Genomic DNA, 25,597 nt, shown 5'->3' on the forward strand with positions numbered 1-25,597 from the left:
CGCTGCCGAGGCAAACCATAACCTTTAAGCGAAGTTGAAGGTCAAGGTCTTTTCGCCTTCGCCGACCGCGCGGGGCGGGCGGGCAGCACGAGACCGTCCAGCAAGGTGGTCAGCGCATCCTCGATCGCGTGATCGCCGACCTTCTCGCGCACCAGCCGCCCGTCGATCGCCAGCATCGTCAGCCCATGCAGATGCGCCCAGCAGGCCGTCGCCTGGCCGAGCGCCGGGCGCGGGCGAATCGTGCCGGCGCGCTGGCCGTGTTCCAGGATCTCGACGACCAGCAGGAACGGCGCCTGCACGCGCGGATCGAGATGGATGTCCGAGGGCTCGCCGGCATCCGCGGCAAACATCAGTCGATAGAGATCCGGGTTGCGCCGGCCGAACGCGAGATGGGCGTAGGCCAGCGCGAGCAGCACGTCCGGTGCGTCCGCTGCAGGATCGACGGACGCGGCGAGGTCTTCGTTCAGCCGATCGAAGCCGATCAGCGCGAGCTCGTGCAGCAACGCGGCCTTGTCCGGGAAATGCCGGTACGGCGCCGAATGGCTGACGTTCGCGCGCCGCGCGATTTCGCGCAGCGTGAACTGCCAGCCCTGTTGCTCCTGCAGCGTGTCGAGCGCCGTGTCGATGATCGCGCGCCGCAGATCCCCGTGGTGATAAGCCTTTTGCCCGGCGTCCGCAGCCTCATCCGACGACATCGCGTTGCTCCTATGTTGACAGGGAACACATTGTGAGCCTATGATCCGCCGCATGCAAGTTGACAGTGTCTACATCGACGCAACCTCGTGAGGTGCACCATGGCCGTTTCCGCAGAATCCAGCTCGAGCTTCGACCCGGCGGCGCTGCTGGCCCGTCAGCGCAACGCATTCGTCAGCGAGGGGCCGCCGAGCGTGCAGCAGCGCAAGGCGCGGCTCGCGCGGCTGCGCGCCGTGGTGCTTGCGTATCGCAGCGAAGTGGAGGAGGCGGTCAGCGCCGATTTCGGGCACCGCTCGCGACACGAGACCGCGATCATGGAACTGGTCGGCGTGATCCAGGCGATCGACTACCTGACGCGCAACCTGCGTCGCTTCATGAAGCCGCAGCGCCGGCACGTCGGGATCTTTTATCGGGCGGGGAACGCGCACGTGGAGTACCAGCCGTTGGGTGTCATCGGCGTGATGGCGCCGTGGAATTACCCGTTCGCGCTCACGTTCATTCCGCTGGCCACCGCGCTGGCCGCGGGCAACCGCGCGATGCTCAAGCCGTCGGAACTGACACCGCGCACCAGTGAGGTGATGCGCCGGATGCTCGCGGAAACCTTCCCGAGCGAGGAAGTCGCGGTCGTGCTCGGCGGCCCGGAAGTCGGCGCCGCTTTCAGCGGTTTGCCGTTCGATCATCTGCTGTTCACCGGCAGCACGCAGGTGGGCCGCAAGGTGATGAAGGCCGCCAGCGACAACCTGGTGCCGGTCACGCTCGAACTCGGCGGCAAGAGCCCGGCGATCGTCGCAAGGGGGCACGTCGACGGCCGGACGATGTCCAGCATCGTGTTCGGCAAACTGTCGAACGGCGGGCAGACCTGCGTCGCGCCCGACTATGCGCTGGTGCATGAAGACGACCTCGACGCGTTCGTCGCGCAATACGATGCGGCCGTCGCGCGCTTCTACCCGGGCGGGCCGACCAGCCCCGACTACACGTCGATCGTCAGCGACCGGCATTTCGATCGCCTGAAAGGTCTCGTCGACGAAGCGCGCAGCAAGGGCGCGCGCGTGATCGAGGCGGGCGTGAACCCGCGGCAGGCGGCCACCCGCAAGCGGACGCTCGCGCCCACGCTGATCGTCGGGGCCGGTGACGATACGACCGTCATGCAGGAAGAGATCTTCGGGCCGATCCTGCCGGTGCGCACGTATCGCACGCTCGACGAAGTCGTCGACTACGTGAATGCGCGTCCGCGGCCGCTCGCGCTGTATTACTTCGGCGTGCAGGACAGCGATTGCGAGTCGTTGCTCAAGCGCACCACGTCGGGCAACGTCGGCATCAACAACACGCTCCTGCATGTCGCGCAGGACGACTTGCCGTTCGGCGGCGTCGGTCCGAGCGGGATGGGCGCGTATCACGGCATCGAGGGATTCCGCGCGATGAGCCATGCGAAGGGCGTGTTCGTGCTGGGGCGCTGGAACCTGCCGAGCCTGCTGCGTGCGCCGTTCGGCAAGCTCGCGGATCTGTCGCTGGCGGCGCTGCTCGGGCGCAGCCGGGAACCGGCGGGCGTGCGGGCGGGATTGAGCGCGAAGCGCTGAGACCGGCGATGCACCGCGACCGGCGCGCGGCTGCTTTGCACGCAGCGCGCCGTTGTGGACGAACGCTCAGGCGTCGGTGAGTGCCTGGATCGAAGCTCGGCCGTGACGGGTGCCTGCTAGGGCCGGTTGAGCATGCCGGCCCCGTTGCGAATCGCGGTTTCATCGACAAGCGTCGCGGCGAATTCGACGGCGGCCGGCATTCCCGCGTCGTGCATCATCACGAATTCCATGTCCGGCAGCGCCGGCAAGCCTTCTGGCACGCCCAGCTCGCGGAGCGTGTCGTCGATCGCGCTGCGCGGCACCGGCGCGATCGCGATGCCGGCGCGAGCGAACGTGCGGATGCCGGTGACGCTCGGGCTTTCGCAGGCAATGCGATAGGGCATGCCGGCCAGCGCGAGCGCCTTGATGGCCGCGCCTCGGTACGGGCACGGATCGGGGAAGCACGCGAGCGGCACATCGCCTTCCGGCAGCGGCTCGTGGCGCGCAAACGCCCAGACGAGCGGCTCTCGCCACAACGTCGCGCCCTGGCCCGTGTGCGCGCACCGGCTGCCGATCACGAGATCGAATTCGCCGTTGGCGTGCCGTTGAAACAGGCTGTCGCCGATGTCGACCGTCAGATTCAGCCGCAAGCCGCGCCGCGCGGCGCCATGGCGGCGCATCACGTCGGGAAGCCAGCCTCCCGCAAAATCCTCCGATGCGCCGATCCGCAGCGTGACATCGACTGCGTTGCCGGTGCCCAGTTTCGTCCGCGCTTCCTCGCTCAGGTTGAGCATCGCGCGCGCGTAGCCGAGCAGCATCCGGCCATGCTCGGTGAGCGCGACGCTGCGCGTATTGCGCACAAGCAGCGCCCGGCCGACCTGCTCCTCGAGGCGAGCGATCTGCGCGCTGACCGCGGACTGGCTGAGATGCAGCCTGCGACCTGCACCGGTAAAGCTCCGCACGTCGGCGATGGCGACGAACGTATGAAGCAGTGATGTGTCGAGCGGCGGGTTCATTGATCACCAATTCGGGTTAATTCGATCAATTCATATCGTTTCCGGATTATAGGTCGATCCGATAGGCTGCGAAGGGCAGTGGGCGATCGCGCATCCCGCGCGTCGCCGTCACTTTCGGCAAGGACCGGTTTCATGACACGCGTGCTCTATATCGAAGGCTCACCCAACAAGGACTATTCGGCATCCATCGACGTGTGCAATGCCTTTCTCGATGCGTACCGCCATACGCATCCCGAACACGAGATACAGAAGCTCGACATCTGGAATCTGGCGATACCCGAATTCGACGAAGCCGCGCTGGCCGCGAAATATGCGGGACTGAGCGGCAAGGCATTGACGCCGGCTCAGGCGGCGGCATGGCAACGGATCGAGCAGCTTGCGGCGCCGTTCCACGAGGCGGACAAGCTCCTGTTCGGCGTGCCGCTGTGGAATTTCAGTATTCCGTACAAACTCAAGCACCTGATCGATGCGATCTCGCAGAAGGATGTGCTGTTCACGTTCGACGGCACAGGTTTCGCCGGCAAGCTGGCCGGGAAAAAGGCGGCGGTGGTCTACGCGCGCGGGCTCGGTTATCAGTCGCCGGGCTCATTTACGCCTGCGGCCGAATTCGATCTTCAGCGCCCGTACATGGAGACCTGGCTCAAGTTCGTGGGCGTGAAGGACGTCACCGGGATCGTCGTCGAGCGCACCTTGTTCGGTCCCGACGGAGCGGTCGATCGCAGTCGTGCGATCGATGAAGCCCGCACGATCGCGCGGACGTTCTGACACTGCCGAGTGGCGCATGCGGCACGCCGGCGAAGCGCGCCCGTTGGTTGGCATCGACGGGTGGCGCGCCGTTTCGAGTCAGCGCCCGCCGCGCGCGATGGCGAGCGCGACGCCGAAGCCCACGAGCAGGCAGCCGAAGGTGCGGTCGATCCAGTGCCGCAGCGCCAGCAGGCGATCGCGGACGGCCGTCGCGGAGAAGCACAGGGCCACCAGGCTGAACCAGCCGGCGTGTGCGACGGCGATGAACGCGCCGTAGCCGATCTGCACGGTCAACGGCGTGTCGGGCCGCACGGCCTGCATGAACAGGCTGACGATGAACACCGTGGTCTTGGGGTTCAGCGCATTGGTCAGGAAGCCGGTGCGCAGCGCTGCCAGGTCGGACAGCGGTGCGGCCGGTGCATCCGTGTGCCCGTTGCCGGCCTTCGTCATGAGCATCTTCGCGCCGAGGTAGATCAGGTAGATCGCGCCGACCAGCTTGACCGCATTGAAGAGCCACAGCGATTGGCGGATCAGCAGGCCGACGCCTAGCAGCGTGTAGCTCACGTGAACCGTCACGCCGAGCCCGATACCCAGCGCGGTGAGCACGCCCGAGCGGCGCGACAGCATCAGGCTGTTGCGCGTGACCATCGCGAAGTCCGGCCCCGGGCTGATCACGGCCAGCAGCGTGATGGTGACTACAACTATCAGTTCGGTCATCGTCTTGTCCTTGCGATTGATGGCTTGATGGCGCAATCTTATGGATCATGTTCCATCGGGGAAAGCGATGATTTCTGACCAGCATGGTGAGATTGACTCACCATCCGTTCGCACGAACCTGCCCTCGCTGATGGCGTTGCGTTGCTTCGAGGCGGCGGCGCGTCACGAGCATTTCAGCCGTGCGGCCGACGAGCTGTGCCTGACCCATGGCGCGGTCAGCCGCGCGGTGCGATTGCTCGAGGACGACCTGGGCGTCGCGCTGTTCCAGCGGCGCAGCCGTCGCGTGTTCCTGACCGATGCGGGCCGCAAGCTGGCGCAGGCCGTTCACGACGGGCTGGGGCTGATGCGCCACGCCGCGCAGGAATTGCGTACCGAGGCCGCCCGGGCGCGGCGCTGGGTGCTGTCGTGCGAACCGACGCTGCTGATGCGCTGGCTGATTCCGCGCTGGCCGGATTTTCAGGCGCGGCATGCGGGCGTCGACATTCACCTGGCTGCCGCGGGCGGCCCGTTTTCATTCGACAGCGGCATCGACATGGCGATTCGTCGCAATGACTTTGCGTGGCCGGCGGGCTATCACGCGGAGCGGCTGTTCGCGGAGCAGGTGGGGCCGGTCTGCCGGCCGGATAAGGTCGATGCGTGGTTTTCCGCGCGACGTGGCAGTCGATCGTTGAAGACGGATGTTCCGCGATTGCACACGCGGACACGGCCGGACGCGTGGAAGGAATGGGCGGCGGCGGCGAATCAGCCGGCCGCAGGCGGGCGCGGGCAGATGTTCGACCATTTCTATTTCAGTCTGCAGGCGGCGGTCGCGGGGCTCGGTGTCGCGATCGGCCCGTGGCATCTCGTTCGCGATGATATTGAAAGCGGGGTGCTGGTCGCGCCGATGGGGTTCGTCGAGGACGGTTCGCATTACTCCTTGTTGACGCCGGAACCGGTGGTGACCGGGAGTGCGCAGGGGGAGGTGCTGGGGTGGTTGAGGGCGGTGGTTTGATGGGCGTGTGTGTGCGCAAATGGGGGTGACGCTGCGCGCCCCCATCGAAGGGGCGTGGTGAAGCTCGGCGCAGGCATCGCGATCGGTCGTCCCGGCGCACGGTATCGCATGCCACGGTGATTGGCGTCGCTACTGCCGCGAATCCGGTGCGAAAGTCCTGCCCGTCACGCCAGCGATGAAGTCGATCGCCGCGCGAATCGACGGCGAATGCCGGAGATCGGCGTGCACGACCAGCCAGATGTCGCGGGCGTGCGGTTCCCCGTCGAACGGCAAGCGCTGCAACCCCCGATCGCCGTCGCCCATGAACACGGGCAGGCCCGCTACGCCGATGCCCGTCCGGGCCGCGACCTGCTGCGTCGTGATGTCGCTGACTTCGCACGCGATGCGGCGACCTCGTGCGATCGACTCGAGCCACTTCTGATGCGGCATTTCCGCGAATTGCGCGTCGTAGCAGATGAACGCCCAATCATCGGGCGTCGACGCGTGCGCATAGTCGCGACACGCATAGAGCCCGAAAGCCATCTCGCCCAGCTTGCGCGTCACGTTTTGCGGCTCCTCGGGGCGGAACAGGCGCACGGCGATATCCGCTTCACGACGGGCGAGCGAAACACCGACAGCCGAATTCCCGGATGCATTTGCGCGAACGCATACAGATGATTCGCGTAGAAATTGTTGGCGAGCACGGGCGGCACGCTGATCGTCACGGTGCCGTGCATCGGCAGATGTTCCGTCAGCGCGAGGCGCTCGATCGCAGTTGCGTGCTCTTCCATTTTCCCGGCGAACTCGAGAATCTGCCGGCCGGCGGCGGTCGGCCGGCACGCGCGCGGCAATCTCGCTAGCACCTTGCGTTGGTGCCGGTTTCTATTAGGGAAATCCCGATAAAGCTAAGGGTTATCAGACGCGATTAACTTATATCAAACAAATTTTGACGACGATTTATGTTCCTGATATGGTTTTTCGCACCTGCAAAGCGCGCCTTGGCTGCGTAGTTGCTTGGCGAAGCGGTTCGCGCCCGTCGCCAGCGGCTGACCGGCCGCTCGATCGACTTGCGGTCGAGGCGGGTATGCCCAGGCCGTTCGTCGTCGCGGGTGGAGCGTGGTCCGGTTTCGTCATCGCTGACCGCGCTCGCGGGTAGTGCATGGGCTTGGTCCATGACAATGGAGTACTTCTTCGAAATGCCATCGGAGAAACGTTCGGCTTGGCGTGCTAGTCCGCTCGAGTTTTTCGGCTTTGTGGAATCGGCACATGACCCATCCACGGTGCCGCATGGCTCGAGCGACAACAAAAGCAAGGCGGCGGCTTTCGTCCAGGCGGGACGCCGCGATGGTTCCAATCGATGGAATGCCGGGCAGGTCGAGATGCGAGGCGCCTTCCTGCATGAAATTTTGAGGATGACGAAATGATCGAGTCGAATATGCCGAACTGGCGAACATGAAGCCGGTTGTTGCAACCTGAGACGACGCGCGGGCCGTGCGCCGTCATCTGCATTCTCGAATACAACAAAACCCGTTTCAAACAATCCCGCAACCACTCCTGACAGTGAAATACAGATGAAAAACAAGAAAATCAAGGTCAGCGTTATCGCTGTTGCCGCCTTCGCAGCATCGTCGGCAGCAATGGCACAGTCGTCGATCACCCTGTACGGCATGCTCGATGCAGGTATCGGCTACACGTCGAACATCAATGGCCACAAGCGGTTCGGCCTCGATGGTGGTGCCGCAGGTTCGAACAAGTGGGGCCTCAGGGGGACGGAGGATCTCGGTGGCGGCCTCAAGGCGATCTTCAAGATCGAAAACGGCTTCAACATTGGTACCGGCGGCATAGGCGGCCAGGGGCCTATCGGTTCCACGCGTTCGTTGTTCAACCGCCAGGCCTACGTGGGCCTCTCTTCCGATCAGTACGGTACCGTGCGGTTGGGGCGCCAGCTCGACGCCGTGACGGAAATGGTTCAGGTCCTGACGGGCGACGCCATTTCGGCGTCGACGTTCTCGACCCCGGGCGACGTGGACAACAACGACAACACGACGAACCAGAACAGCGCCGTGAAGTACATTTCACCGCTGTACCACGGCTTCCAGGCTGAAGGCGCGTACTCGTTCGGCGGCGTGGCCGGTTCGACGGGTTCGGGTCAGTCGTGGTCGGTGGCCGCGAACTACGCTCAGGGTGGTCTGACGGTCGCCGGCGGCTACTTCCGTGCTGTCAACCAGGGTGCGAACGGGTGGACCAACGCCACGGCGCAACCCAGTTTCGGTGGTGCGCTGGGCTATCCGAGTTCGGGTTACAACGGCGGCAATGCATTCAAGAGCGCGGGCATCGCGCAAGTCGCGACTCAGTACCAGATTGGTCCTTACACGGCGGGCTTGCGCTACTCGAACGCCCAGTACCAGGGCAACGCCGGCCAACCGTCGATCCACTTCAACGTGCTGGGTGCCCTTCTGCAGTACCAGGTCAACCCGGCGCTGTCGCTGGCGACCGGATACACGTATGTGTACGGCTCCGCGGCCACGCCCGCGCTGGCTGCCGAAGGCCGCACGATGGCGTCGATCAACCAGGTGTCGCTGGGTGCGACGTACTCGCTGTCGAAGAGCACCGCGCTGTACGCGATGGGCGGGTACGTTCATGCCAAGGGCGCTCAGGCTTCCGTTGCCGACTTTGGCAACACTGCATCGGGCGGCAACCAGGTTCAAGTCAACATCGGTATGTACCACGGCTTCTGATCGCCGGCGTGGAAGTCCGGAGTAGTGGCTGCACTACTCCGGCAAAGCAGCATTCTTCTGGCAGCACCTCACCTCGAGCGGGTGTCGTGAGTTGAAAATTCCCCTCATCGGTCGTTCGTTCTGCAGATAGTGACGAAGTCGATGCATGGCGGGATGATGATCCCGCATCCGCATCCGCATCCGCATCCGCATCCGCATCCGCATCCGCATCCGCATCCGCATCCGCATCCGCATCCGCATCGCGTACAGCGGCGTATGTCGGTTGCTGGGATTTCCAATGACCGATGGGCCGCCTCCGGCGAACATCAACCGCCAGGTCGCGCTCAGATTCCCATCCGCTCCGCGACACCATCCCGATCGACGAACTTGTGTTTCAGCCCGGCCGCGACGTGCATGACCAGCAGCAGGCCAAGCGTCAGCACCAGCGCGCGATGCAATGCATCGGTCAGGAGTCGCAGCGGTTCGTCGCGGCCAACCAGCACCGGCAATTCCGTGATGCCGAAGAAACTGACCGGATGGGCGCCAGCGAGGCGGTGCACGTAGCCGGTCAGTGGCACGAGACACAGCAGCAGGTACAGCACGCCGTGCAGTACACCGGCGATCCGCGCCTGCCATGCCGGAACGCTGGCCGGCAGCGGCGGCGGCGTATGCGTCGCACGCCACGCGAGGCGCGGCACGGTCAGCATGAAGATCAGGCTGCCGATCGACGCGTGATAGAACAGGATGCCGTTGAACTGAGTCGAGTTGTGCGGAAAGGTATCCATGTAGATCCCGATCATCAGGTTCAACAGGATCAAGATGGCGATCGACCAATGCATGGCGATCGCGAAGCGTGTGTAGGCGGCGTGGTTGGGCTGTGACATTGCGGTCTCTCCGTTTCGGTTGGGCGTCGTGCACCGGCTCGTTCGGCGTGGTGAGCGGCCTGACGCCCCGATATACCGGAGCCCGCATGGTTTTATTCCCGCGGTACGGATCGATCGCGATGCTTTTCGCGTGGAGGGCAATCGAAATGTCTTGAAAGGAATCGGATGTCCTTGGCGGCATTGCACCAGCCGCAATACCCGAAACGCATGAGGGGCGGCTTGTTTCGGCGCGGCCATCACCGATGTTCGACGGCTATGCCAACGGTCGCTTTCCGTCACGGCGCCGATCCTGCCGCGAGCGTGCGCGCGATCGTTGCGATGGATCCGCCGACATCGATGCCGAAACGGTCAATCGGTCAGCCTGTCACGTCCGCTCCAGACATGCCGAACAGCCGGGCGACGACCGAACGCAGCCAGCGATTGCCGGCCTCCTGGTGGTAGCGTGCGTGCCAGTGTTGCCGAACGGCGAAGCCCTCGACGGGAATGGGGCAGGGATGTACCGAGAGATCGCTGGCCTGAGCCAGCGTCTCGCCGATATGGCGCGGCAAGGTCGTGATCAGATCGGTGGTCTGCACAATGGCGCCGAGCCCCAGAAAGCCGGGCAATTCAAGCACCACCCGCCGTTCAATGCGTTCCCGCACGAGCGCCTGCTCGAGCAGCGCCGTGCCCGTTCCCCCCGTGATCGCCACATGGCCTTCGGTGCGATACGCGTTGACGCCGAGCCGCTTGTGAATACGCGGATGATGGCGATTCGCCAGGCACACCCAATCCTGCTCGTATAGCTGTTGCTGATAGATGCCGCCGCTCAGCCACGGCACGTAGCCAATCGCAAGATCGGCCTCGCCCGATTCGAGCGCCCGTTCCGTGTGGCCGTCGATCCGCGCGGCTTCCAGGCGCACGTGAGGCGCTTGCGCGCGCACGTGGGCGAGCAGACGCGGCAGCAGCGTCACGTGACTCGCATCGGTCATGCAGATGCGAAAACGTCTCTGCGCGGTCGCTGGATCGAAGGCGATTTCCCAGGCCGAGAAGCGCCGCAACGATTCGAGAATCTCCCGACAGGGGCCGATCAGCGCATCCGCCTGCGGTGTGGGCGCCATGCCGCCGGGCGTCCGGATAAAAAGGGGATCGTGCAAATGCTCGCGCAACCGCGCGAGCCAGATGCTGACGGTCGGCTGGCTCTGACCGAGTTGCTCGGCCACGCGCGTGACGCTGCGCGTGTCGTAGAGCAGGTCGAACAATTGCAGCAGCTTGAGGTCGGGCAGATCGGTCGGGATCATCGCAGGTCAACGTTATTGCGTATGGCAATGATGTCATTGTATCCATTGTATTGCGACATGATGCGGCGGCTCCTATCGTGACGTCACACGTTAAGGAGACGCACTTGAAAATTGCCATTCTGGGTGCCGGCGCGCTGGGCTGCGCGATTGGCGCGACGCTCACCGAAGGCGGCCATGAGACCTGGCTGATCGACCGCTCCCCCGATCATGTCAATGCGATGCGGGCCCACGGCCTGCGCGTCGACGACGCAAGCGGCACGCGCCAGGTGCAAGTCCGCGCGACTACCCGGCCGGACGAAGCAGGGGTGGCCGAGGTCGTGATCGTGCTCGTCAAATCGTTCCACACCGATGCGGCGATTCGCGGCGCGCAAGCGCTGGTGGGACCTGAAACGCTGGTGCTGTCACTGCAAAACGGCCTCGGTCACGAAGACATTCTTGCCGACGCCGTGGGCCGCGAACGCGTGCTCGCGGGCAAGACCTATGTGGGGGGTGTACTGCGCGGCATCGGGCATATCGAGTCGGGCGTCGTGGGCAAGCACACCATCATCGGCGAACTGGACGGACGCGTGACGGATCGCGTTCGACGCATTGCCGACGCATTCAGCCACGCGGGCCTCGACACGCAGGTCAGCGACAACATCGTCGGCACCATGTGGGACAAGTTGCTCGTGAATGTCGCGACGGGCGCGCTGACCGGCATCACGTCGCTGACTTACGGCCAGCTTTATGACGAGCCGCTGCTCAAGGCCACTTCGCTGGCGGCCGTCGCGGAAGCGATCGCGGCCGCGAAGGCGGCAGGCGTCACCCTGTCGATGAACGATCCGGAGCAGGCGTGGTCGCTGGCCGCCGAGGGCTTGCCCGCTGCGTTCAAGACGTCGATGCTGCAAAGCCTCGAAAAAGGTTCCGTGACCGAAATCGACTTCATCAACGGCTCGGTCGTGCGCTGGGGCGCGCGTTACGGTGTGCCGACGCCCGTCAACGCCACGCTGGTTGCGTGCATCAAGGGCATCGAGCGCGCGATGGCCGACCGCCGGAAAGCGGAGGCGCAAGCATGAGCCAACCGAAAGCCTATCTCGAACACGTCGCCGTCTTCGTGCGCGACATCCACTGGCACATCCGCTTTTTCGAGGAGGTGTTCGGCATGACGATGCGCGAGGTCGATGGCACAACCGACGCGCCGCGCCAGTACTGGACGCTCGGCGGCATGCAGTTCATCCACCAGCCGGATTTTTCGGGCCCCGAAGGAAGGCTTGGCCATCTCGGCATCATGTGCGAGGACGTCGAAGCGTCGCTTGCCGCCGCCCGCCGCTACGACGTGCAGCCCATGCCGCAGGGTGCGAACTGGCTGCGTTTGCCCGATGGTCTCGCCATCGAATTCATTCAGGCGAAACCCGCGCGCTGCGTGGAGCAGGCGCTCGCCATCAATCCGCGCGCGGAGGCGTGACATGACCATCGTCGAAAAATACTGGGACGACGCACGCGAAGGCGACGAATGCGTGAGCCCGCACTACACCGTCACGAAGGAACGCATTCTCGCGTATGCCGATCTCACCGGCGATCACACCCCTGTGCACGTCGATGAAGCGTATGCGAACGCGAGCCACTTTGGCTGCCTCGTCGCGCATGGATTGTTTGGTCTTTCGATTGCCGATGGCCTGAAGACCCGGAGCGACTATCGCTTCGTGCCGGGCATGTCGCTGGGCTGGAGCTGGGACTTCGTTCTGCCGATCAAGGTCGACGACGTGCTGCATGTGAAATTTCGCATCGGCGCGATGCGCCCGAGCAAGAGTCGCCCGGACTGGGGCATCGTGACGCTTCCTTCGGAGCTGATCAATCAGCACGGCGAAGTCGTGCAGCGAGGTGAGCATCGCCTGATGGTGCCGCGCCGGCCGGGAGCCGACCGATGAAACAGGCGCGTCCACTCGAAGGGATTCGTGTCGTCGACTACAGCCACTTTCTCGCGGGTCCGTACGTGGGGCGTTGCCTCGCGGCGCTGGGTGCGGAAGTGATCAAGGTCGAGCGACCTGGCAGCGGCGACGCGGGACGCCAGCACGCGACCGTGCTTGACGATCGCTCGAGCGGCTATTTTCTGCAGCTCAATATGGGCAAGCGCGGCGTCAGCGTGAACATGAAGGACCCGCGCGGAAAGGTCTTCATGGAGCGGCTCTGCGATTCGGCCGACGTATTCGTGGAGAATTATCGGCCGGGCGCGCTCGACAAACTCGGGCTCGGCTACGAAGCGCTTTCCGCGCGCAATCCGGGGCTGGTCTACTGCTCCATTTCCGCGTATGGCCACACGGGGCCGGACGCGCATCGCGCGGGTTTCGGACTGATCGCCGAGGCCAAGAGCGGCATCATGCAGATGGTCGGCACACCGGGCGACCGCCCACCGCTGCTGCGTATTTCGCTCGGGGACATGTACACGGGCATTCACGCGGTCGCGGCCATCAATGCGGCATTGCTCGGCCGCGTGAAGAGCGGGCGGGGGCAGCACATCGACATGGCGCTTTACGACACGCTCGTCTCGATGCACGAATATGCAGTCCAGTGCTACACGCTTGCAGATGTGCTTCCCGAACAGACCGGGCACGACATGCCCGGCTCGACGTTGTATGGGGTGTTTCGCGCGACCGATGGCGATCTGGTGATCGCCGCGCAAGTGGACGATGCGTGGAAGCGCTTCGCGTCGCTGATCGAAGCGAGCGGCGGGCCGCGCGGCTTTGGCACCGACGAGCGGTTTCACCATAGCGTGGGTCGCAATACTCATCGGCTGGACATTCTGGGCGTGGTCGAGCCGTGGGTCGCCGCGCGTACGGTGACGCAAATTCTCGAACTGCTCGACGGCATCGATGTGCCTTGCGCGAAGGTGCAACGTATCGACGAAGTGATCGCCGATCCGCAAATTCAGGCACGCGGCATGATCGTCGAACAGGAGCATCCGCGTTACGGCACGCTGCGCCTGCCGAACCTGCCGTTCCGGTTTTCCGCGTGCGATACCACGATCCGCGAGGTTGCCCCCGATCTGGGGCAGCACAATACCGAAGTCGCACAATCGCTGGGTTTCACGCCCGCCGAGATCGATGCGATGCAAACCGACGGCGTGCTGTTCGACAAGTGAGACGACGATGAGCGATACCTATGCGGTGATCGGCAATCCGATCGGCCATACGAAATCCCCGCTGATTCATGGTCTTTTCGCCGAAGCGACGCAACAGGCGATGCACTACACGGCCATCGAGGGGCCGTGCGAACCGGATGACGCGTTCGCGGTAACGGTGCGGAAATTTATCGCGGCCGGCGGCAAGGGCATGAACATCACGGCGCCGTTCAAGCTTGCGGCATTCGACATGGCCGATGAGCGCAGCGAGCGCGCGACGCTTGCCGGCGCGGCGAACGCGTTCAAGTTCGAGGGCGGTCGGATTCTCGCAGACAACTTCGACGGCATCGGTCTGCTGCGTGATATCGAGGTGAATCTTCACACGCCGTTCGCGGGCAAGCGTGTGTTGCTGCTTGGTGCCGGCGGCGCGGCCCGCGGCGCGTTGCTTCCCTTCCTGGGCGCGCACCCCGCACAACTGGTGGTGGCGAATCGTCACGTCGAGAAAGCGCAAGCGCTGGCATCGCGATTGGCTTCGTATGGCCCGATCACGGCGTGCGCTTACGGGGAACTCGACCGCATGGGGCGCTTCGATCTGGTGGTCAACGCGACGTCCGCGAGTCTGACAGGCGATTTGCCGCCCGTGCCGCCCGGCGTATTCAGCCCGCATGGTACAGCCTATGAACTGGCCTATGGCAAGCACCTCACACCGTTCTTGCGACTGGCGCGCAATGCCGGGGTCGCAGGTGTAGCCGATGGTGTCGGCATGCTGGTGGAGCAGGCGGCGGAAGCCTTTGCGTGGTGGCGCGGCGTGCGCCCCGAGACGCAAGCGGTGATCGACCTGCTTACCGTTCCACTGGATCGCGTGTGAACGGGAGGCGGTATGAAAGCATGCGGATGTTGACGGCATTGATCACGACACGTTCGGCGGCATGCGAAACGCTATGATGCGTTTTCCGGCGAAACGAGTCGGCGTCAAGGGTGATCGTTGGACTACGGCGAATAGTCCGCGTCACGCAACGCACGATTCGTTCCCCTGAATGCCACCGATGAGGCCACCCCATGCAACTTCAAACCGGCAATCTTTTCGCCACCGACGGCCAGCGCGGTAAAGATGAACAAATCGACCGCCTCGTCACCGGGCAGCATCTGAACGTAGAGCGAATCGTGTCGATGGGGCACACGAGCCCCGATGGATTTTGGTATGACGACTCACGCGCCGAGTGGGTCGTATTGCTGTCGGGCGCAGCCGTACTCGAATTCGAAGCAGGCCCGACGCGGCATGAAATGCATCCCGGCGACTACGTGCTGATCGAGCCGCATTGCCGACATCGCGTCGCGTGGACGCACGAAACAACGCAATCCGTCTGGCTTGCGATTTATTACGAACGTTGAATCAGGAAAGTTTGGGCGACACGAAATCCGGCGCGTAGCGTGCAACCACGCGCCGGATGGCGCAAATCTTCACCACACCGGAGCGGCTTTTAAATGCCGCCGGTATCGATGCCCAAATAGCAGGGCGGCGCGCTAGCGCGCGCCGATGCCCGTCGAGAATCTTATTCCTGGATCAGGAATCGATTGCGATTCTTCGCGTCCTTGATCCATGCGGGCGCGCGACCGCGGCCCGACCAGGTTGCCCCGGTCTTCGGGTCGCGATACTTTGCCTGCACAGGGGCGGCCGCTTGCTTGGCCGGTCGACCACGACGCGTACCGAAAATGTCTTTCTCGGTAATGCCGAATTCCGCAACTTTGGTGCGGATGTCGTCGACGATCGCCTGGAATTCCGCGGCACGTGCAGCTTCGGCTTTCTCGGCCAAAGCTTCCATTTGGGCTTTCAGTTCCTTGTACGTTGCCATGTATCACTCTTCAGGTTGAGTACACATATGATAGCGGTTTCAGCGGCAAATTTTCAGGAAATTCTCTTCGACTACGAGATTTGTCGTCGATAAATCAATGCAGGACTGCTTCGGACACTTGAAAAGTGTGTCATGTTTGAGAAAACGTAGAGGATTACCCGGAATCTTTTAACGGCGGCGGCGCGTCGCTTTGATCGTTCGCGGCGGGATTTCTTCCTCGAGACAAGCGGACGAGACTTAATTATTCTTTACATTTTTCTGAAGTATCGGGGAATTCACTAATGAACAGGGACGATAAGCTGGCGCAGGTCGCGGCCGAATTCGGCTTCAATCCGGACGAGGAAGTCAGGATCGGCGGAAAGTACACGCCCATTCTGGTCGACGGGAACACGGCCTACATTGCCGGTCAGATTCCGCGGATCGGCGACGTGGTGCATTTCGTGGGCGTAGTGGGGGAATCCGTTTCGCTCGACGAAGGTCGCCGGGCCGCCGGCGTATCGGTGCTGCGTGCGCTGTCGCTGATCAGGAAGCACCGCGGCACGCTCGACGCGATCGCGACCGTGCCGCGCATCACCGTGTATGTGCGAAGCGCACCCGGCTTCACGATGCAGAGCGAAGTTGCCGACGGCGCATCCGACATGCTGTCCGCGGTGCTTGGCGACGCAGGCGTTCATACGCGTACGTCGGTCGGCGTGCTGCAATTGCCCAAAGGGGCGTCGGTGGAAGTCGATTTCATTGTCGGGCTGAAGCAGGGCGATGTCGGTATCTGACTTCAGCGGATCCTGTCTCGCGAGTGTGTAGTTGCGCGAAACATTCCCGTACTCGACGCACGACGTGCCTGCTGGTGAAAGCACGCGCCGGCGATACGGAAAGCAAAGCAAGCAATTACCGCCCAAGGACTTCGACAGGCTGCTCGCCGAGGAGGATCTCGCGAAGCTTCAGGCGGCAACCGCATGCCTTCCGCGCACCGCCCGACGATCTGACAATTCCGGAAAACACCGCCCCGCCAATATCGCCCCGCATCTCCATTTTGGGAGATGTCATCGCCCGACAGTCAGCCTACGATTGACCACAGGGCATCGGGGCCGGAAGTCGTCGGAACAATCGGACAGGCTCCCCATTCCGTATCGAAATCAGCAAATGCCCATGCGGTTTACTGACACAGCGCCTGCGTACGACGGCGACAGACGTGTGCGGTGAATGCTTTACACCGCAACACGATGGCGCGTTGATGACGGAAGGCCTGCTGTCGTATTTCGGGGAATTTCAATCAATATGCTGGCACGAGACTATGCGGAACGAGAGCTCTCACACATTCAGCGAATGGTGGCTCTCCTGGACAGCGAGACGAACGCTGACGATGTGTCGATGTCGGGTGCGGCGCGCGTGCGGCATCCAAGCTATTGGCGCGGGCGGATCGAGGAGCTGCTGTCGGCGCCCGATGTGCCGCGCCACGTCAGAACGCTCAGCGAAGCGGTGCTCGCGAAGATCAACGCGATGGAAATGCGGTTCGCGACGATGAAGTAAGCACATCGTCGGATACGGCGCGGGCATGTGTTTCATCGCCCGTCGACCGGATGGCCGGTCGCTTATTCGAGCGCGATCACATCAAGCAGCGCCGCACGAAACGCGGCCATCTCCGCGCCGGTACCGATCGACACGCGAAGATACGCCGGCGGCCCGGACTCCCGAATCAGGACCCCGTGGCGCAGGAGGCCGCTCCAGATCCGGTGCCGATCCGCAAACTCGCCGAACATCACGAAGTTGGCATCGGAATCGGCCACCGTGAGGCCCAGGCCACGCAGCCAGTCGACGGTCGAATCGCGCTCGGCCTTGATCGCCTCGACTTGCGACAGCATCTCGTCGCGCGCAACCAGCGCCGCGCAGGCCGCCGCCTGGGTGAAGGCGGACAGGTGGTAGGGCAATCGAACCCGCTTCAGCGCGTCGACGGTCGCAGGCGCGCACGCGCAATACCCGACGCGGCCGCCCGCGAACTTGAACGCCTTGCTCAGCGTGCGGGTGACGATGAGCCGGGGATGCTGCGGCAGCAGCGTCACCGCGCTGGGGACGCCGTGACGCCGGAATTCCGCATAGGCTTCGTCGACGACGACCACGCCCGGCGCGACGTCGAGTATCGCGCGGATATCGTCGACCGGCAGCGCGGTGCCGGTCGGGTTGTTCGGCGACGTCAGCAGGACGACGCTCGGTTGGTGCTCACGGATGCTGTCGAGGGCCCGATCCAGATCCAGCGCGAAATCCCGGGTGCGCGGCAATGTATGCAGGCGCGTGAAAGTCGTGCGGCAGTATTCGTCATACATGGGATACGCGGGCGTAAAGGCCAGCGCCGATCGCCCCGGGCCGCCGAACGCCTGCAGGATCTGCTGGATCACTTCGTTCGAGCCGTTGGCCGCCCACACGCTCGATGCGTCGACCGCCACGCCGGTGTCGTGCATCAGATACGCCGCCAGATGCGCGCGCAGCTCGGCAAAGTCGCGGTCGGGATAGCGGTTCGCCGCGCGCGCGGCGTCGGCCACCGCGGTCGCGATGCGCGCGACGAGCGCGGGCGACGGCGGATAGGGGTTCTCGTTGACGTTCAGGCAGACCGGCACATCGAGCTGCGGCGCCCCGTATGCGTCCCGCAACTTGAGATCCTCGCGCAGCGGTAAATCCGACAAGGCGATGTCTTTCCAGGGCTGTTGCATTGAAAACACTCCATACGGGTTCGATTGAGCGGCGCGGTCCGCTTTCAGGGCCGCAAAAAACAAAAAAGGCGCCGGAGGCGCCTTGGTTGTCGTCTTGATCGGGCATTCACCCGATGCAATTGCTAGATGCGAAACGAGCCACGGCGCAACAGCGGGCGTCCGTGGTGATGGTGCAGCGAGAGCGTGGTGTTTCGAATCGTCATGCGCTGCATCATGGCATACCGCGATCCGGATGAAAAGCGGGCGGCACCGTGCGGGCCGGAATAACGGCCAATACGTCTGACGATAGACGGTAACAAACGTGGTATTTCGATCAAACGCGAACGAGTGATTTAAACGCGGGCGCCGATTGACTAAGATGCGCAGGAGACGTTCGACAAAAACGCACGGCGCGGGGTGGCCAGATGCCAATGAACGGGTTGATTCCATCCGCATGGATCGATGACGTCTACGCTGCGGCGCTGGGCGATCAACGATGGGAAACGGTACTGGACGGGCTGCGATCGTGGGTCGGCGTGCGCATGGTCACGCTGCTGTCTTTCGACGACGCGGCGCGGGTGCCGGCGATCGAGCAGGCGGCGGGTGACGACGCGTCATGGGTTGCCGCGTGTTATCACACCTACAACACCGAGTTCTATCGGTACGACCCGGTCGTGCCGGTCGCCGCCGACTGGCCGGCGGGCCGCTGGTTCGAGGACGTCAAGCACCTCTCCGCGCACCAGCGCGCGCACAGCGCGTTCTATCAGGAATTCCTTCACCCTTTCGGGCTCGGCAGCATCTCGGGCCTGTACATCCATCGCAGCGAGGGCTCCGGCGCATTCCTCAGCGTCCAGGGCGGCCTCGAATCGCAGGGGCTGTCCGACGATCAGCGCCACGCGATTGAAAACATGGGCATGCACATCAGCCGCGCGCTGCAGATCCAGGCGCGGATCGGCGAGCTCGAGGCGCGCGTGGCCGCCGCCGAATCGACGCTCGATGCGCTGCCGGTGCCGGTCTTCCTGCTCGGTGCGCAGCGTGAACTGCGCTACACCAATCGCGCGGCCGATCAGCTGATCGCGGCGGAACCGGCGCTGCGGGTCGTGAACGGGCGATTCGCGCCGGAAGGCTGCGTCGACGACGCGCAATGGCGGCACGCGTACGCGCGCGGCGGGCTGTTGTTACGGCGCACAACGGGCGAGCCGTTGCCGCTGGCGCTGATGCCGGTGCCCGTGCAGTCGCGCCTGATGCGCGAGCGGCCGGGCGTCGCGACGCTGATGACGGCCGCCGACCTGCGTTCGCCGTCGGCCCGCGCGCAGCGGTTGCGCGTGTTCTACGGGCTGTCGTCGGCCGAGGCTGATCTTGCCGTGCTGCTGTGTTGCGACGGGCTGTCGCCGCAGGAGTGCGCGGCGTTGCGCGGCGTGTCGATCGGCACGATCCGCACGCAGATCAAGTCGATCTACGCGAAGACGGCGGTGGCGCGGGCGGCGCAGCTGACGTCGCTGGTCATGCAGACGTGAGGGGGAGGCGCGTCGGCTTAGGGGGCTAGGGTATCGGCAACTGCTCGTGCAGAAAATCGGCGACTAACGTCTAGTCGCGCCACCGGCGCTGGGGGCGGTGCGTCGGAGTTCGTGCGATCGGTTTGCTGCGGCGCCAACGTAGTGGCATTTCGTTGTACCCGGTTGACTGCAGCCGACCCTGGGCGGACCGTCGGTCATCTCGGCAGCAGTCGTTCCCGTGGGTCAGTCGGGACCGTTCCGATCAACCCCCTGTCTCCCGAGGGGCAGTCGCGCCGACGACTGTTCGAGCCGCCCGGCTCAATTGGCTGAATCGTCAGAAATGTGTGGCAGACGTCTGAAAGCATGTGCATTGTTCGGTGGCGGACGTCTTGGGCTCAAGGGTTGCACACCGCATACTCCCGATGAAACATCGGTGCCTCCTGTTGATCGTCCTGATCTGGCTCGCATACGAAAAAACGAATATATTCCCGAGTCATGACTAGACTGAGCTACGAAGAATCTTGCCGGCGCCTCCAGGAACATCACCTCGATCCGGACAGCATCCCGCCCATACCCGATCGCCTGCCACAGGCCGATGATCTGGAACCCTTGGGTGTTAGCTTCTTCCGCGTATTTCTTGGCGACCGCGAAGACATGTCAAACCTCACCTTGCCACGCACCTTTTTCGGGCGTTCCGAATTCAACGGTGTTCGTTTCTGCAATACCGAACTCACCGAATCCAACCTGTGCTGGAACGACTTCGTCGACGTTGATTTTTCCAGCGCCGTACTGACGCGTAGCGACCTGCGAGCCAGTCTTTTCGACCGAGTCCGATTTACCGGGGCCGATCTTTCGTTCGCCGACTTGCGCCAATCCTCGTTCGTACAATGCGACTTCGGTGAGGCCATCATGACTGGCGTCATCATGACGCACGCCGGAGGGAAAGCGCTTGAGCTATCTGAAAAGCAGCGTCAGGAAATCGCGTGGACCGACAACGAAGGCCCTGAACCGGCAGGCGGATGAACCCGCGTCATTGCATGCGGAACGCGAGTGGCACGGGTGATTTGGAAGATGGTTCAGGCGCATTGAAACCGAGATGACAACAGGCAGGAGCGGGGTTGAATGGGACTCGACTGGAATCCGCTTGGCAAAGCCACGCTTGGGGCGGAAGAAGAGTATTACTGTCGGCTTGGCCAACTTGGAAGGGCCGAGGACTGGATGCAGCCTGTGCCGTTTGCTTTCTCTTCGATCGGCGACGCCCAACAGGAGGAAGTGCTTCGGCGCTTTTTCGAGATCCAGATTTCGCCCTACGAGACCTTGAGTCCGCCGCGCGTTGGCTACGACCCTGAGGCCGATGACTGGATACGATCAAAGTATGAAGGCGCGCCAAACAAGCCATCGACGATTGAGGAATGGGTCCGGTCGTTCAATGGCTACTGGGTGATGGCACTCCTGCCCGAGAACGACGGGCTACCTTTCTACAGCAACGCCTCGCTCGATGCCCAGTGGGAACGATGGAGTTTCCGCGCGGAGTTCTTTCGCGATTGCGAGGATGTGCTGGGCGAGCGCTTGTTCAACGAAGCCTGGCTCAACCATCTCCCGGATCAGCTCGCCGACTACGGCCGTGGGTTGATGAACTGCGCCAGCATTTATGCGAAAACTCACGACGTGGCACATATTCTGAACCTGCGCGCGTATCCCGCGGACAATCTGGCTCTCAGTACTGTCGAGGGTGGTCCGGCTTACAAGGCCCACATCATTGCATCTGCAGCACGATGGGCACTGTTCTGGTCGGCGCGCGGACACGGCATGCACGCAGATTATTGAGCAGGCGGCTACGAAGGGTCGCTCCTGCCGGCAGCCGTCGGTCGTGATCTCCAGCAACTGGCCGAACGGCGAACTTCGAGCGATCCCGTGCGGACCGCTGGTAAACTCGGGCAGCCAAAGTAACTTTTCCCGGTCACATGAGCACGCACCCCACCGCAGCACCTGCACCCGTCACTCCAATGATGCAGCAGTACCTGCACCTTATCTGATAAGGCTCGATGGATAAACCTACGCCAAGACCTACGCCCTCGAATTTCTGAAGTGGATGCTTCCCCTGCGTAAGACACGAAGCCCAAGCTTTAGGCTCTCAAGGTGCTATGGCAATCCATTTCACGCGACCATAACGCGCATCTTTTAAGCAAATGGACATCAAATGCGGATAGTCCTGCCGTTCATCACGCTCCTTGTTACCGCCCTACCCACGGTCGTACTCGGTCAAACGGCAAATACTCCCCCGCCGACTTTGGGGCAAACTGCGCATCCGCCTGCCCCAGAAGCAGAGGTATACGCCCGAACGATTATTCAGAAAGTGAAGCCCCATCTTGCGTGGCAAGAGCAGTCCTCGGGCGCTGCGCCGGTGAAACTAACTGCCAATATTGACGATACCGGCGCAGTGCTTTCGGTCGACATTCTGCAGTCGAGCGGAAGCGTTGCTTGGGATCAGGCGTGTGTCGAAGCCGTCAGACAGGCCAGCCCTTTACCGCTCCCTCCTGCGAAGTCACCGAAGCACCGGATCATGATGACTTTTCTGCCGAAGCATGATTGGTAAACCTGATCCACAACCCGTTCGAAGCGGGCTGCCGCTCGGCGCGGTCGACCGTAACCGACCCATTTCGGTCGTCTGGGTTCGCGCCTCGACTGACTGCTACCGATCCATGATCAGACACTTGTGGCGATGATAGATGGGCTGGTTTGCGCGCGTATTTAGCGCTGCCGCCGGGTAAAATTGCTAGGAAGTGATCCGCTGAGGAGGCAAGTGCTCATGTCCACGATCGACGATTGCGAGGATGCCTGCAATTTCTGAGCGTGTTTTTATCACCTCCGGCGTCTCGTTCATCGCATATTTGATGGTCTGTACTGTTACGGCGTCGTAGGAATGCTCCATCCCAAGCTCTACGATGGCATCCCTCGGTTCGAACGATCCCATGCGCGAACGCACCCATTTAAATGCATTTGGATCCATCGCATTGCTCTTTAGTACTATCCCGGCGAAACGAGACTCATACCGAATAGACTTTGGCTGGTCCGAGAATACAAATCTCTTTGTGAACAGTAGTCGGCAAACGGGCACAGCTATCAAGGCCGAGTAGAGTGCCACTATCCATAGGCCGGCTGCATGAGTGCCTCGATACAGCCTCAAGCTGCTTGCCGAAACTGCTGTGAAATAGGCGAAGGTCGGCCATATGCGTCCTCGCGTCCAGCACGGCACTATTAGCTCGTGTTTCATCTCTTCCGCCTGCGCATGATTCGATTTTGGGATTCGGTACCGCTGAAATCGCAAACAACCAGCGTTGTCTGTTCTGTCATATGTAGCAAAGACGAATGTACGCTCCGGCACCAAATTCGGCCATTCAGCGTGTCAATGCCGTTGTCCCAAATTGGCCGACAGGCGCCCGCTCGTCGTGCCGCTACACACCAAAGAGCGCCAGCCCTGCCAGCACGACGCCGATCGCGGCAGCACCCATCGACAGGTGTTGCATCCATTTCCGCCGCGTGAGAATCGTGATCGCAGCAAGCGCGATCGAGATCTGGATGATGGTAGTGGCCTGCGCCCAACGATGATGCCGGTGTAGCCGCTCCTCGCTTGCAGCATTGCTCTTCACGACCTCTTGCTCGAGCGCTTCGGCGCGCTTGCGGATCGGTTCCTTCTCTTCGCGATACCGTGCCGCGTCTGCATCGAAACGCTTTCTTTGCGGCGACGCTTCCTGGCTCAACGCCGCACCGAGCTCGGCTAGATTCTGCTTCTCACCCTTTGCCTGGTAATAGCCCCAAAGGTTAGCTGCCTCGGTTTTCTGGATCGCGGCCTCGTTCTTGTGCAGCAACGCTAAATTCTCTTCCGCCCCGCTCTGATATGCGGAAATCGCGCCGATGCAGGCGAGGACAGCAGTCATCACGGCGATGCGCGCCGCTCCGTGGCTTTCTTCATGCGCCGCAGGGTGCTCTACTGCATGATCGTGCGGGCCGTGAACTTCGAAATCTTCTGGCATGACAAGAACGTTCGCATGAGTTGAAGGGCTTGTACGCGGTTCCCGCGCACGTGAGGCGCGTGTAGCAAAAGTGGTGGCGCTATCGCTGGGTCGCAGCTCAACTGGCGCAATCCGTTCGTGCGAAAGTATGAACGAACAGACATGGTCTGCGGAACCTCACGCGATTTGAACGCCGACTCCCGCCAAAAGGGCTACGGTTCGACATTGTGCATGAATTGCCACTTTCCCAGTATGGGTCGACAGCAGTCGACCCGGAGCAGCCATTGGTTGCCTCCACTCTCAATGTCCGTTTCCAGAGGCTACCCGCCAACGGAACCCAAAGGGCGCCACAGGGCCAAGTTGCAGACTCAACGCCGGCGATATCTCCGCGAGATGTAACGTGCCGGGGCGGGCATCCGGCCAGAGCGAGTCATCGCGCCTACAGAATGCGTCCACAATGAAGCCGTGACGCCCCGCCTCAGAGGGACTTGCTCGCGCCGGGGCCGAGGAAGGGGAACGCGGGTGCGCGTTGAAAATCCTTCGAGACTTCGCCGCCGAATGAATTGCGCTGATCCTTGCCGAGGTCGAGACGTTTGACGGGTGCGCCGGCGGAGAAGTCGACCTTGTTGAGATCAACCCAGAAAGTACTCGGCGTGACGGCCGATTCGAAGAAGTAAAGCATGCGCTTGTGATCGGCAACAGTGCGCCAGCGTGTGGACGATATATTCGGCTCGCCCGGGGTCGTGATCCCGAACGGTACCGACACGTTACGGATCACGCTGAAAACGCTGGCAAGTGCAATGGCGGGGTCTTCACTCTTGGGGATAGCGTTGACGTAGAACGAGGCGCGCGCGAACCGGTCGGCAGAGCGATTGGTGCCGGGCAGCCAGACGGTGCCGCCTATCCGCTTCCAATATTCGTTCAGTGCAAGCTGCTCGTCGAAGGTCGGTGAGTTGGTCATGACCTGATACTGGCGACCATGATGGATGATCTGCTTTCCGCCGATGTACTCGACGATGGCGCTGTCGCCCGTCGCGTCCGACATGGCGAGGTGCAGTGTGGTGAGGCGCTGTTCTCCGGGGACGTTGTCGGTCACGATTGTGAACGGCTCTTTCTCGAGCGCAGCGACGGCTTCCGCGACGGTCGCAAAATTGTCCAGCACGTACTGCGCCCATGCGGCGATGGTGAGTCCCGGTTTCGAGTTCTTGTCGGAGGGGGGATATTGCGACTCGACGAGCCAGAGCAGTTCAGCGGCCAGCCCCTTTTCGTTCATGCCATCGGTGGTGGAGACGTCATAACCCGTCGCCACGACGCTACCGTATTTGGCGGTCCATTTAATAGAGTTAGGACCGGATTCGCCGGTGCGGGCGATGCCACGCGGCAGGATGTAAAGATTGGTGGCGACGTCGAGCTTCCAGTCCATCGATCGGGCGGTGATGACGTCGTCGTTGTTGCCGAGATAGACGATGCGTGTGCAGGCTAGCGATCCGGCCGAATCGACGAGGAGCGTCGCTGCTGCGGCGAGACAGGTCAGGACGACGCGAATAGGGCGGCGCATGGAATTCCTCACGCTGTGTTGGTGATTGCATATTGTTCGACGCCGACGCTCGCTGCGAAGGCGACTCGCGTCCGCCTGCCGCGCATTGATTACCCGGCAATATCGCGTCGACAACGCTTGAGGAAAGGAAGTATTGGATTTCCGTAATGCAGTTGTCAACCGGGCCGTTGCAATCAAGTGTGAGATCGGAGCGCACGCTGAACCTGTCCGCATTTTTGTGGGCGAGGCGGTTGAACAGCACGTTATCCGCGCGCCTGCATAAATCGCTCTCCGAACAGGATAGCAAACTGGTTCATCGCTGATTTCCAGTCGAAGGCGGACCGCA

The 25,597-nt window shown here is 62.7% G+C and carries 28 protein-coding genes; 16 read left to right on the forward strand and 12 right to left on the reverse strand.

Annotation, left to right across the window (positions count from 1 at the left end; translation table 11 throughout):
• Positions 1-41 precede the first annotated feature (41 nt).
• A complete protein-coding gene (locus tag G3N96_RS21220; protein WP_206138374.1) occupies positions 42-695 on the reverse strand; it encodes a TetR/AcrR family transcriptional regulator in 654 nt (217 codons plus the stop codon).
• Positions 696-794: 99 nt separating this feature from the next.
• Here G3N96_RS21220 and G3N96_RS21225 point away from each other — a divergent pair, with 99 nt between their 5' ends.
• Positions 795-2,270 carry a coniferyl aldehyde dehydrogenase gene (locus G3N96_RS21225; RefSeq protein ID WP_206138375.1) on the forward strand — a complete coding sequence of 492 codons (1,476 nt, stop codon included), beginning with the start codon at positions 795-797 and terminating at the stop codon, positions 2,268-2,270.
• A 116-nt stretch (positions 2,271-2,386) separates the two neighbouring features.
• Here G3N96_RS21225 and G3N96_RS21230 read toward each other — a convergent pair whose 3' ends face one another.
• The gene (locus G3N96_RS21230; protein ID WP_206138376.1) at positions 2,387-3,265 is read right to left on the reverse strand and encodes a LysR substrate-binding domain-containing protein; all 879 of its coding nucleotides are present in this window, start codon (positions 3,263-3,265) and stop codon (positions 2,387-2,389) included.
• Positions 3,266-3,397: 132 nt separating this feature from the next.
• On the opposite strand from G3N96_RS21230, the gene G3N96_RS21235 reads away from it, so the two are divergent.
• Positions 3,398-4,030, forward strand: coding sequence for an NAD(P)H-dependent oxidoreductase (locus G3N96_RS21235; protein ID WP_089459557.1), 633 nt, complete (start codon positions 3,398-3,400; stop codon positions 4,028-4,030).
• A gap of 78 nt (positions 4,031-4,108) precedes the next feature.
• Here G3N96_RS21235 and G3N96_RS21240 read toward each other — a convergent pair whose 3' ends face one another.
• On the reverse strand, positions 4,109-4,726 hold the full coding sequence (locus G3N96_RS21240; RefSeq protein ID WP_206138377.1) for a LysE family transporter: 618 nt from the start codon (positions 4,724-4,726) through the stop codon (positions 4,109-4,111).
• A gap of 67 nt (positions 4,727-4,793) precedes the next feature.
• Between G3N96_RS21240 and G3N96_RS21245 the strand changes: the two genes are divergently transcribed.
• Positions 4,794-5,717, forward strand: coding sequence for a LysR family transcriptional regulator (locus G3N96_RS21245; RefSeq protein ID WP_206138378.1), 924 nt, complete (start codon positions 4,794-4,796; stop codon positions 5,715-5,717).
• 129 nt (positions 5,718-5,846) lie between these two features.
• Here the strand turns inward: G3N96_RS21245 and G3N96_RS39290 are convergent, their stop codons facing one another.
• Positions 5,847-6,293, reverse strand: coding sequence for a LysR substrate-binding domain-containing protein (locus G3N96_RS39290; protein ID WP_346778904.1), 447 nt, complete (start codon positions 6,291-6,293; stop codon positions 5,847-5,849).
• A 53-nt stretch (positions 6,294-6,346) separates the two neighbouring features.
• On the opposite strand from G3N96_RS39290, the gene G3N96_RS39295 reads away from it, so the two are divergent.
• Entirely contained in the window at positions 6,347-6,556 is a 210-nt protein-coding gene (locus G3N96_RS39295; protein WP_241022760.1) for a hypothetical protein, read from the forward strand.
• 65 nt (positions 6,557-6,621) lie between these two features.
• Here the strand turns inward: G3N96_RS39295 and G3N96_RS21255 are convergent, their stop codons facing one another.
• Complete coding sequence (locus G3N96_RS21255; protein ID WP_206138380.1) at positions 6,622-7,287, reverse strand: hypothetical protein; 666 nt, start codon at positions 7,285-7,287, stop codon at positions 6,622-6,624.
• Here G3N96_RS21255 and G3N96_RS21260 point away from each other — a divergent pair.
• Positions 7,268-8,434: a porin gene (locus G3N96_RS21260; protein WP_124579012.1), complete on the forward strand. Its 1,167-nt coding sequence runs from the start codon at positions 7,268-7,270 to the stop codon at positions 8,432-8,434. The two genes, G3N96_RS21255 and G3N96_RS21260, sit on opposite strands and share 20 nt — an antisense overlap.
• A gap of 323 nt (positions 8,435-8,757) precedes the next feature.
• On the opposite strand, the gene G3N96_RS21265 is transcribed toward G3N96_RS21260, so the two are convergent.
• Both G3N96_RS21265 and G3N96_RS21270 read right to left on the reverse strand, forming a co-directional pair.
• Positions 8,758-9,297, reverse strand: coding sequence for a cytochrome b/b6 domain-containing protein (locus tag G3N96_RS21265; protein WP_206138381.1), 540 nt, complete (start codon positions 9,295-9,297; stop codon positions 8,758-8,760).
• A 356-nt stretch (positions 9,298-9,653) separates the two neighbouring features.
• Positions 9,654-10,574, reverse strand: coding sequence for a LysR family transcriptional regulator (locus G3N96_RS21270; RefSeq protein WP_206138382.1), 921 nt, complete (start codon positions 10,572-10,574; stop codon positions 9,654-9,656).
• Between the two features lie 104 nt (positions 10,575-10,678).
• Between G3N96_RS21270 and G3N96_RS21275 the strand changes: the two genes are divergently transcribed.
• From G3N96_RS21275 to G3N96_RS21300, 6 genes are all read left to right on the forward strand, one after another.
• Entirely contained in the window at positions 10,679-11,629 is a 951-nt protein-coding gene (locus G3N96_RS21275; RefSeq protein ID WP_206138394.1) for a 2-dehydropantoate 2-reductase, read from the forward strand.
• Positions 11,626-12,018: a VOC family protein gene (locus G3N96_RS21280; protein ID WP_206138383.1), complete on the forward strand. Its 393-nt coding sequence runs from the start codon at positions 11,626-11,628 to the stop codon at positions 12,016-12,018. The genes G3N96_RS21275 and G3N96_RS21280 overlap by 4 nt, the downstream gene beginning before the upstream one ends.
• 1 nt (position 12,019) lies before the next feature.
• A complete protein-coding gene (locus tag G3N96_RS21285) occupies positions 12,020-12,481 on the forward strand; it encodes a MaoC family dehydratase (protein ID WP_206138384.1) in 462 nt (153 codons plus the stop codon).
• Positions 12,478-13,692 carry a CoA transferase gene (locus G3N96_RS21290; protein WP_206138385.1) on the forward strand — a complete coding sequence of 405 codons (1,215 nt, stop codon included), beginning with the start codon at positions 12,478-12,480 and terminating at the stop codon, positions 13,690-13,692. The genes G3N96_RS21285 and G3N96_RS21290 overlap by 4 nt, the downstream gene beginning before the upstream one ends.
• A gap of 7 nt (positions 13,693-13,699) precedes the next feature.
• Complete coding sequence (gene aroE / locus G3N96_RS21295; protein ID WP_206138386.1) at positions 13,700-14,539, forward strand: shikimate dehydrogenase; 840 nt, start codon at positions 13,700-13,702, stop codon at positions 14,537-14,539.
• 191 nt (positions 14,540-14,730) lie between these two features.
• Positions 14,731-15,063, forward strand: a complete 333-nt coding sequence (locus G3N96_RS21300) for a cupin domain-containing protein (RefSeq protein WP_124579025.1) — start codon at positions 14,731-14,733, stop codon at positions 15,061-15,063.
• 161 nt (positions 15,064-15,224) lie between these two features.
• On the opposite strand, the gene G3N96_RS21305 is transcribed toward G3N96_RS21300, so the two are convergent.
• Entirely contained in the window at positions 15,225-15,524 is a 300-nt protein-coding gene (locus G3N96_RS21305; protein WP_011350136.1) for an H-NS histone family protein, read from the reverse strand.
• A gap of 281 nt (positions 15,525-15,805) precedes the next feature.
• Here G3N96_RS21305 and G3N96_RS21310 point away from each other — a divergent pair, with 281 nt between their 5' ends.
• Both G3N96_RS21310 and G3N96_RS21315 read left to right on the forward strand, forming a co-directional pair.
• Positions 15,806-16,294 carry a RidA family protein gene (locus G3N96_RS21310; RefSeq protein WP_206138387.1) on the forward strand — a complete coding sequence of 163 codons (489 nt, stop codon included), beginning with the start codon at positions 15,806-15,808 and terminating at the stop codon, positions 16,292-16,294.
• A gap of 505 nt (positions 16,295-16,799) precedes the next feature.
• On the forward strand, positions 16,800-17,051 hold the full coding sequence (locus G3N96_RS21315) for a hypothetical protein (RefSeq protein ID WP_206138395.1): 252 nt from the start codon (positions 16,800-16,802) through the stop codon (positions 17,049-17,051).
• Positions 17,052-17,113: 62 nt separating this feature from the next.
• On the opposite strand, the gene G3N96_RS21320 is transcribed toward G3N96_RS21315, so the two are convergent.
• Entirely contained in the window at positions 17,114-18,655 is a 1,542-nt protein-coding gene (locus G3N96_RS21320; protein WP_241022762.1) for a histidinol-phosphate transaminase, read from the reverse strand.
• Between G3N96_RS21320 and G3N96_RS21325 the strand changes: the two genes are divergently transcribed.
• The 3 genes from G3N96_RS21325 (at position 18,637) to G3N96_RS21335 (ending at position 21,528) form a co-directional block, all read left to right on the forward strand.
• Positions 18,637-19,722, forward strand: coding sequence for a helix-turn-helix transcriptional regulator (locus G3N96_RS21325; RefSeq protein ID WP_241022763.1), 1,086 nt, complete (start codon positions 18,637-18,639; stop codon positions 19,720-19,722). The genes G3N96_RS21320 and G3N96_RS21325 overlap by 19 nt on opposite strands.
• 474 nt (positions 19,723-20,196) lie before the next feature.
• Positions 20,197-20,724 carry a pentapeptide repeat-containing protein gene (locus G3N96_RS21330; RefSeq protein ID WP_206138389.1) on the forward strand — a complete coding sequence of 176 codons (528 nt, stop codon included), beginning with the start codon at positions 20,197-20,199 and terminating at the stop codon, positions 20,722-20,724.
• A gap of 99 nt (positions 20,725-20,823) precedes the next feature.
• Positions 20,824-21,528 carry a hypothetical protein gene (locus tag G3N96_RS21335; protein ID WP_124579033.1) on the forward strand — a complete coding sequence of 235 codons (705 nt, stop codon included), beginning with the start codon at positions 20,824-20,826 and terminating at the stop codon, positions 21,526-21,528.
• 949 nt (positions 21,529-22,477) lie between these two features.
• On the opposite strand, the gene G3N96_RS39300 is transcribed toward G3N96_RS21335, so the two are convergent.
• The 3 genes from G3N96_RS39300 to G3N96_RS21355 form a co-directional block, all read right to left on the reverse strand.
• A complete protein-coding gene (locus G3N96_RS39300) occupies positions 22,478-22,711 on the reverse strand; it encodes a hypothetical protein (RefSeq protein WP_241022764.1) in 234 nt (77 codons plus the stop codon).
• 445 nt (positions 22,712-23,156) lie between these two features.
• Positions 23,157-23,735: a DUF4337 domain-containing protein gene (locus G3N96_RS21350; protein ID WP_206138391.1), complete on the reverse strand. Its 579-nt coding sequence runs from the start codon at positions 23,733-23,735 to the stop codon at positions 23,157-23,159.
• Positions 23,736-24,192: 457 nt separating this feature from the next.
• Positions 24,193-25,272 (reverse strand): linear amide C-N hydrolase, encoded by a 1,080-nt coding sequence (locus G3N96_RS21355; protein WP_206138392.1) that lies wholly within the window; start codon positions 25,270-25,272, stop codon positions 24,193-24,195.
• Between the last annotated feature and the right edge of the window lie 325 nt (positions 25,273-25,597).

The organism is Burkholderia sp. Se-20373 (assembly GCF_017104705.1).
Lineage (GTDB): Bacteria > Pseudomonadota > Gammaproteobacteria > Burkholderiales > Burkholderiaceae > Burkholderia.

Coding starts and splice junctions, on each gene's coding strand:
- G3N96_RS21310 (WP_206138387.1), top strand. CDS start 15,806: ATGAACAGGGACGATAAGCTGGCGCAGGTCGCGGCCGAATTCGGCTTC.
- G3N96_RS21230 (WP_206138376.1), bottom strand. CDS start 3,265: ATGAACCCGCCGCTCGACACATCACTGCTTCATACGTTCGTCGCCATC.
- G3N96_RS21280 (WP_206138383.1), top strand. CDS start 11,626: ATGAGCCAACCGAAAGCCTATCTCGAACACGTCGCCGTCTTCGTGCGC.
- G3N96_RS21325 (WP_241022763.1), top strand. CDS start 18,637: ATGAACGGGTTGATTCCATCCGCATGGATCGATGACGTCTACGCTGCG.
- aroE (WP_206138386.1), top strand. CDS start 13,700: ATGAGCGATACCTATGCGGTGATCGGCAATCCGATCGGCCATACGAAA.
- G3N96_RS21220 (WP_206138374.1), bottom strand. CDS start 695: ATGTCGTCGGATGAGGCTGCGGACGCCGGGCAAAAGGCTTATCACCAC.
- G3N96_RS21320 (WP_241022762.1), bottom strand. CDS start 18,655: ATGGAATCAACCCGTTCATTGGCATCTGGCCACCCCGCGCCGTGCGTT.
- G3N96_RS21235 (WP_089459557.1), top strand. CDS start 3,398: ATGACACGCGTGCTCTATATCGAAGGCTCACCCAACAAGGACTATTCG.
- G3N96_RS21245 (WP_206138378.1), top strand. CDS start 4,794: ATGATTTCTGACCAGCATGGTGAGATTGACTCACCATCCGTTCGCACG.
- G3N96_RS21225 (WP_206138375.1), top strand. CDS start 795: ATGGCCGTTTCCGCAGAATCCAGCTCGAGCTTCGACCCGGCGGCGCTG.
- G3N96_RS21305 (WP_011350136.1), bottom strand. CDS start 15,524: ATGGCAACGTACAAGGAACTGAAAGCCCAAATGGAAGCTTTGGCCGAG.
- G3N96_RS21240 (WP_206138377.1), bottom strand. CDS start 4,726: ATGACCGAACTGATAGTTGTAGTCACCATCACGCTGCTGGCCGTGATC.
- G3N96_RS39300 (WP_241022764.1), bottom strand. CDS start 22,711: ATGGATCCAAATGCATTTAAATGGGTGCGTTCGCGCATGGGATCGTTC.
- G3N96_RS21330 (WP_206138389.1), top strand. CDS start 20,197: ATGACTAGACTGAGCTACGAAGAATCTTGCCGGCGCCTCCAGGAACAT.
- G3N96_RS21285 (WP_206138384.1), top strand. CDS start 12,020: ATGACCATCGTCGAAAAATACTGGGACGACGCACGCGAAGGCGACGAA.
- G3N96_RS21265 (WP_206138381.1), bottom strand. CDS start 9,297: ATGTCACAGCCCAACCACGCCGCCTACACACGCTTCGCGATCGCCATG.
- G3N96_RS21355 (WP_206138392.1), bottom strand. CDS start 25,272: ATGCGCCGCCCTATTCGCGTCGTCCTGACCTGTCTCGCCGCAGCAGCG.
- G3N96_RS21315 (WP_206138395.1), top strand. CDS start 16,800: ATGCTGGCACGAGACTATGCGGAACGAGAGCTCTCACACATTCAGCGA.
- G3N96_RS21350 (WP_206138391.1), bottom strand. CDS start 23,735: ATGCCAGAAGATTTCGAAGTTCACGGCCCGCACGATCATGCAGTAGAG.
- G3N96_RS21335 (WP_124579033.1), top strand. CDS start 20,824: ATGGGACTCGACTGGAATCCGCTTGGCAAAGCCACGCTTGGGGCGGAA.
- G3N96_RS21270 (WP_206138382.1), bottom strand. CDS start 10,574: ATGATCCCGACCGATCTGCCCGACCTCAAGCTGCTGCAATTGTTCGAC.
- G3N96_RS21260 (WP_124579012.1), top strand. CDS start 7,268: ATGAAAAACAAGAAAATCAAGGTCAGCGTTATCGCTGTTGCCGCCTTC.
- G3N96_RS21290 (WP_206138385.1), top strand. CDS start 12,478: ATGAAACAGGCGCGTCCACTCGAAGGGATTCGTGTCGTCGACTACAGC.
- G3N96_RS21300 (WP_124579025.1), top strand. CDS start 14,731: ATGCAACTTCAAACCGGCAATCTTTTCGCCACCGACGGCCAGCGCGGT.
- G3N96_RS39295 (WP_241022760.1), top strand. CDS start 6,347: ATGCATTTGCGCGAACGCATACAGATGATTCGCGTAGAAATTGTTGGC.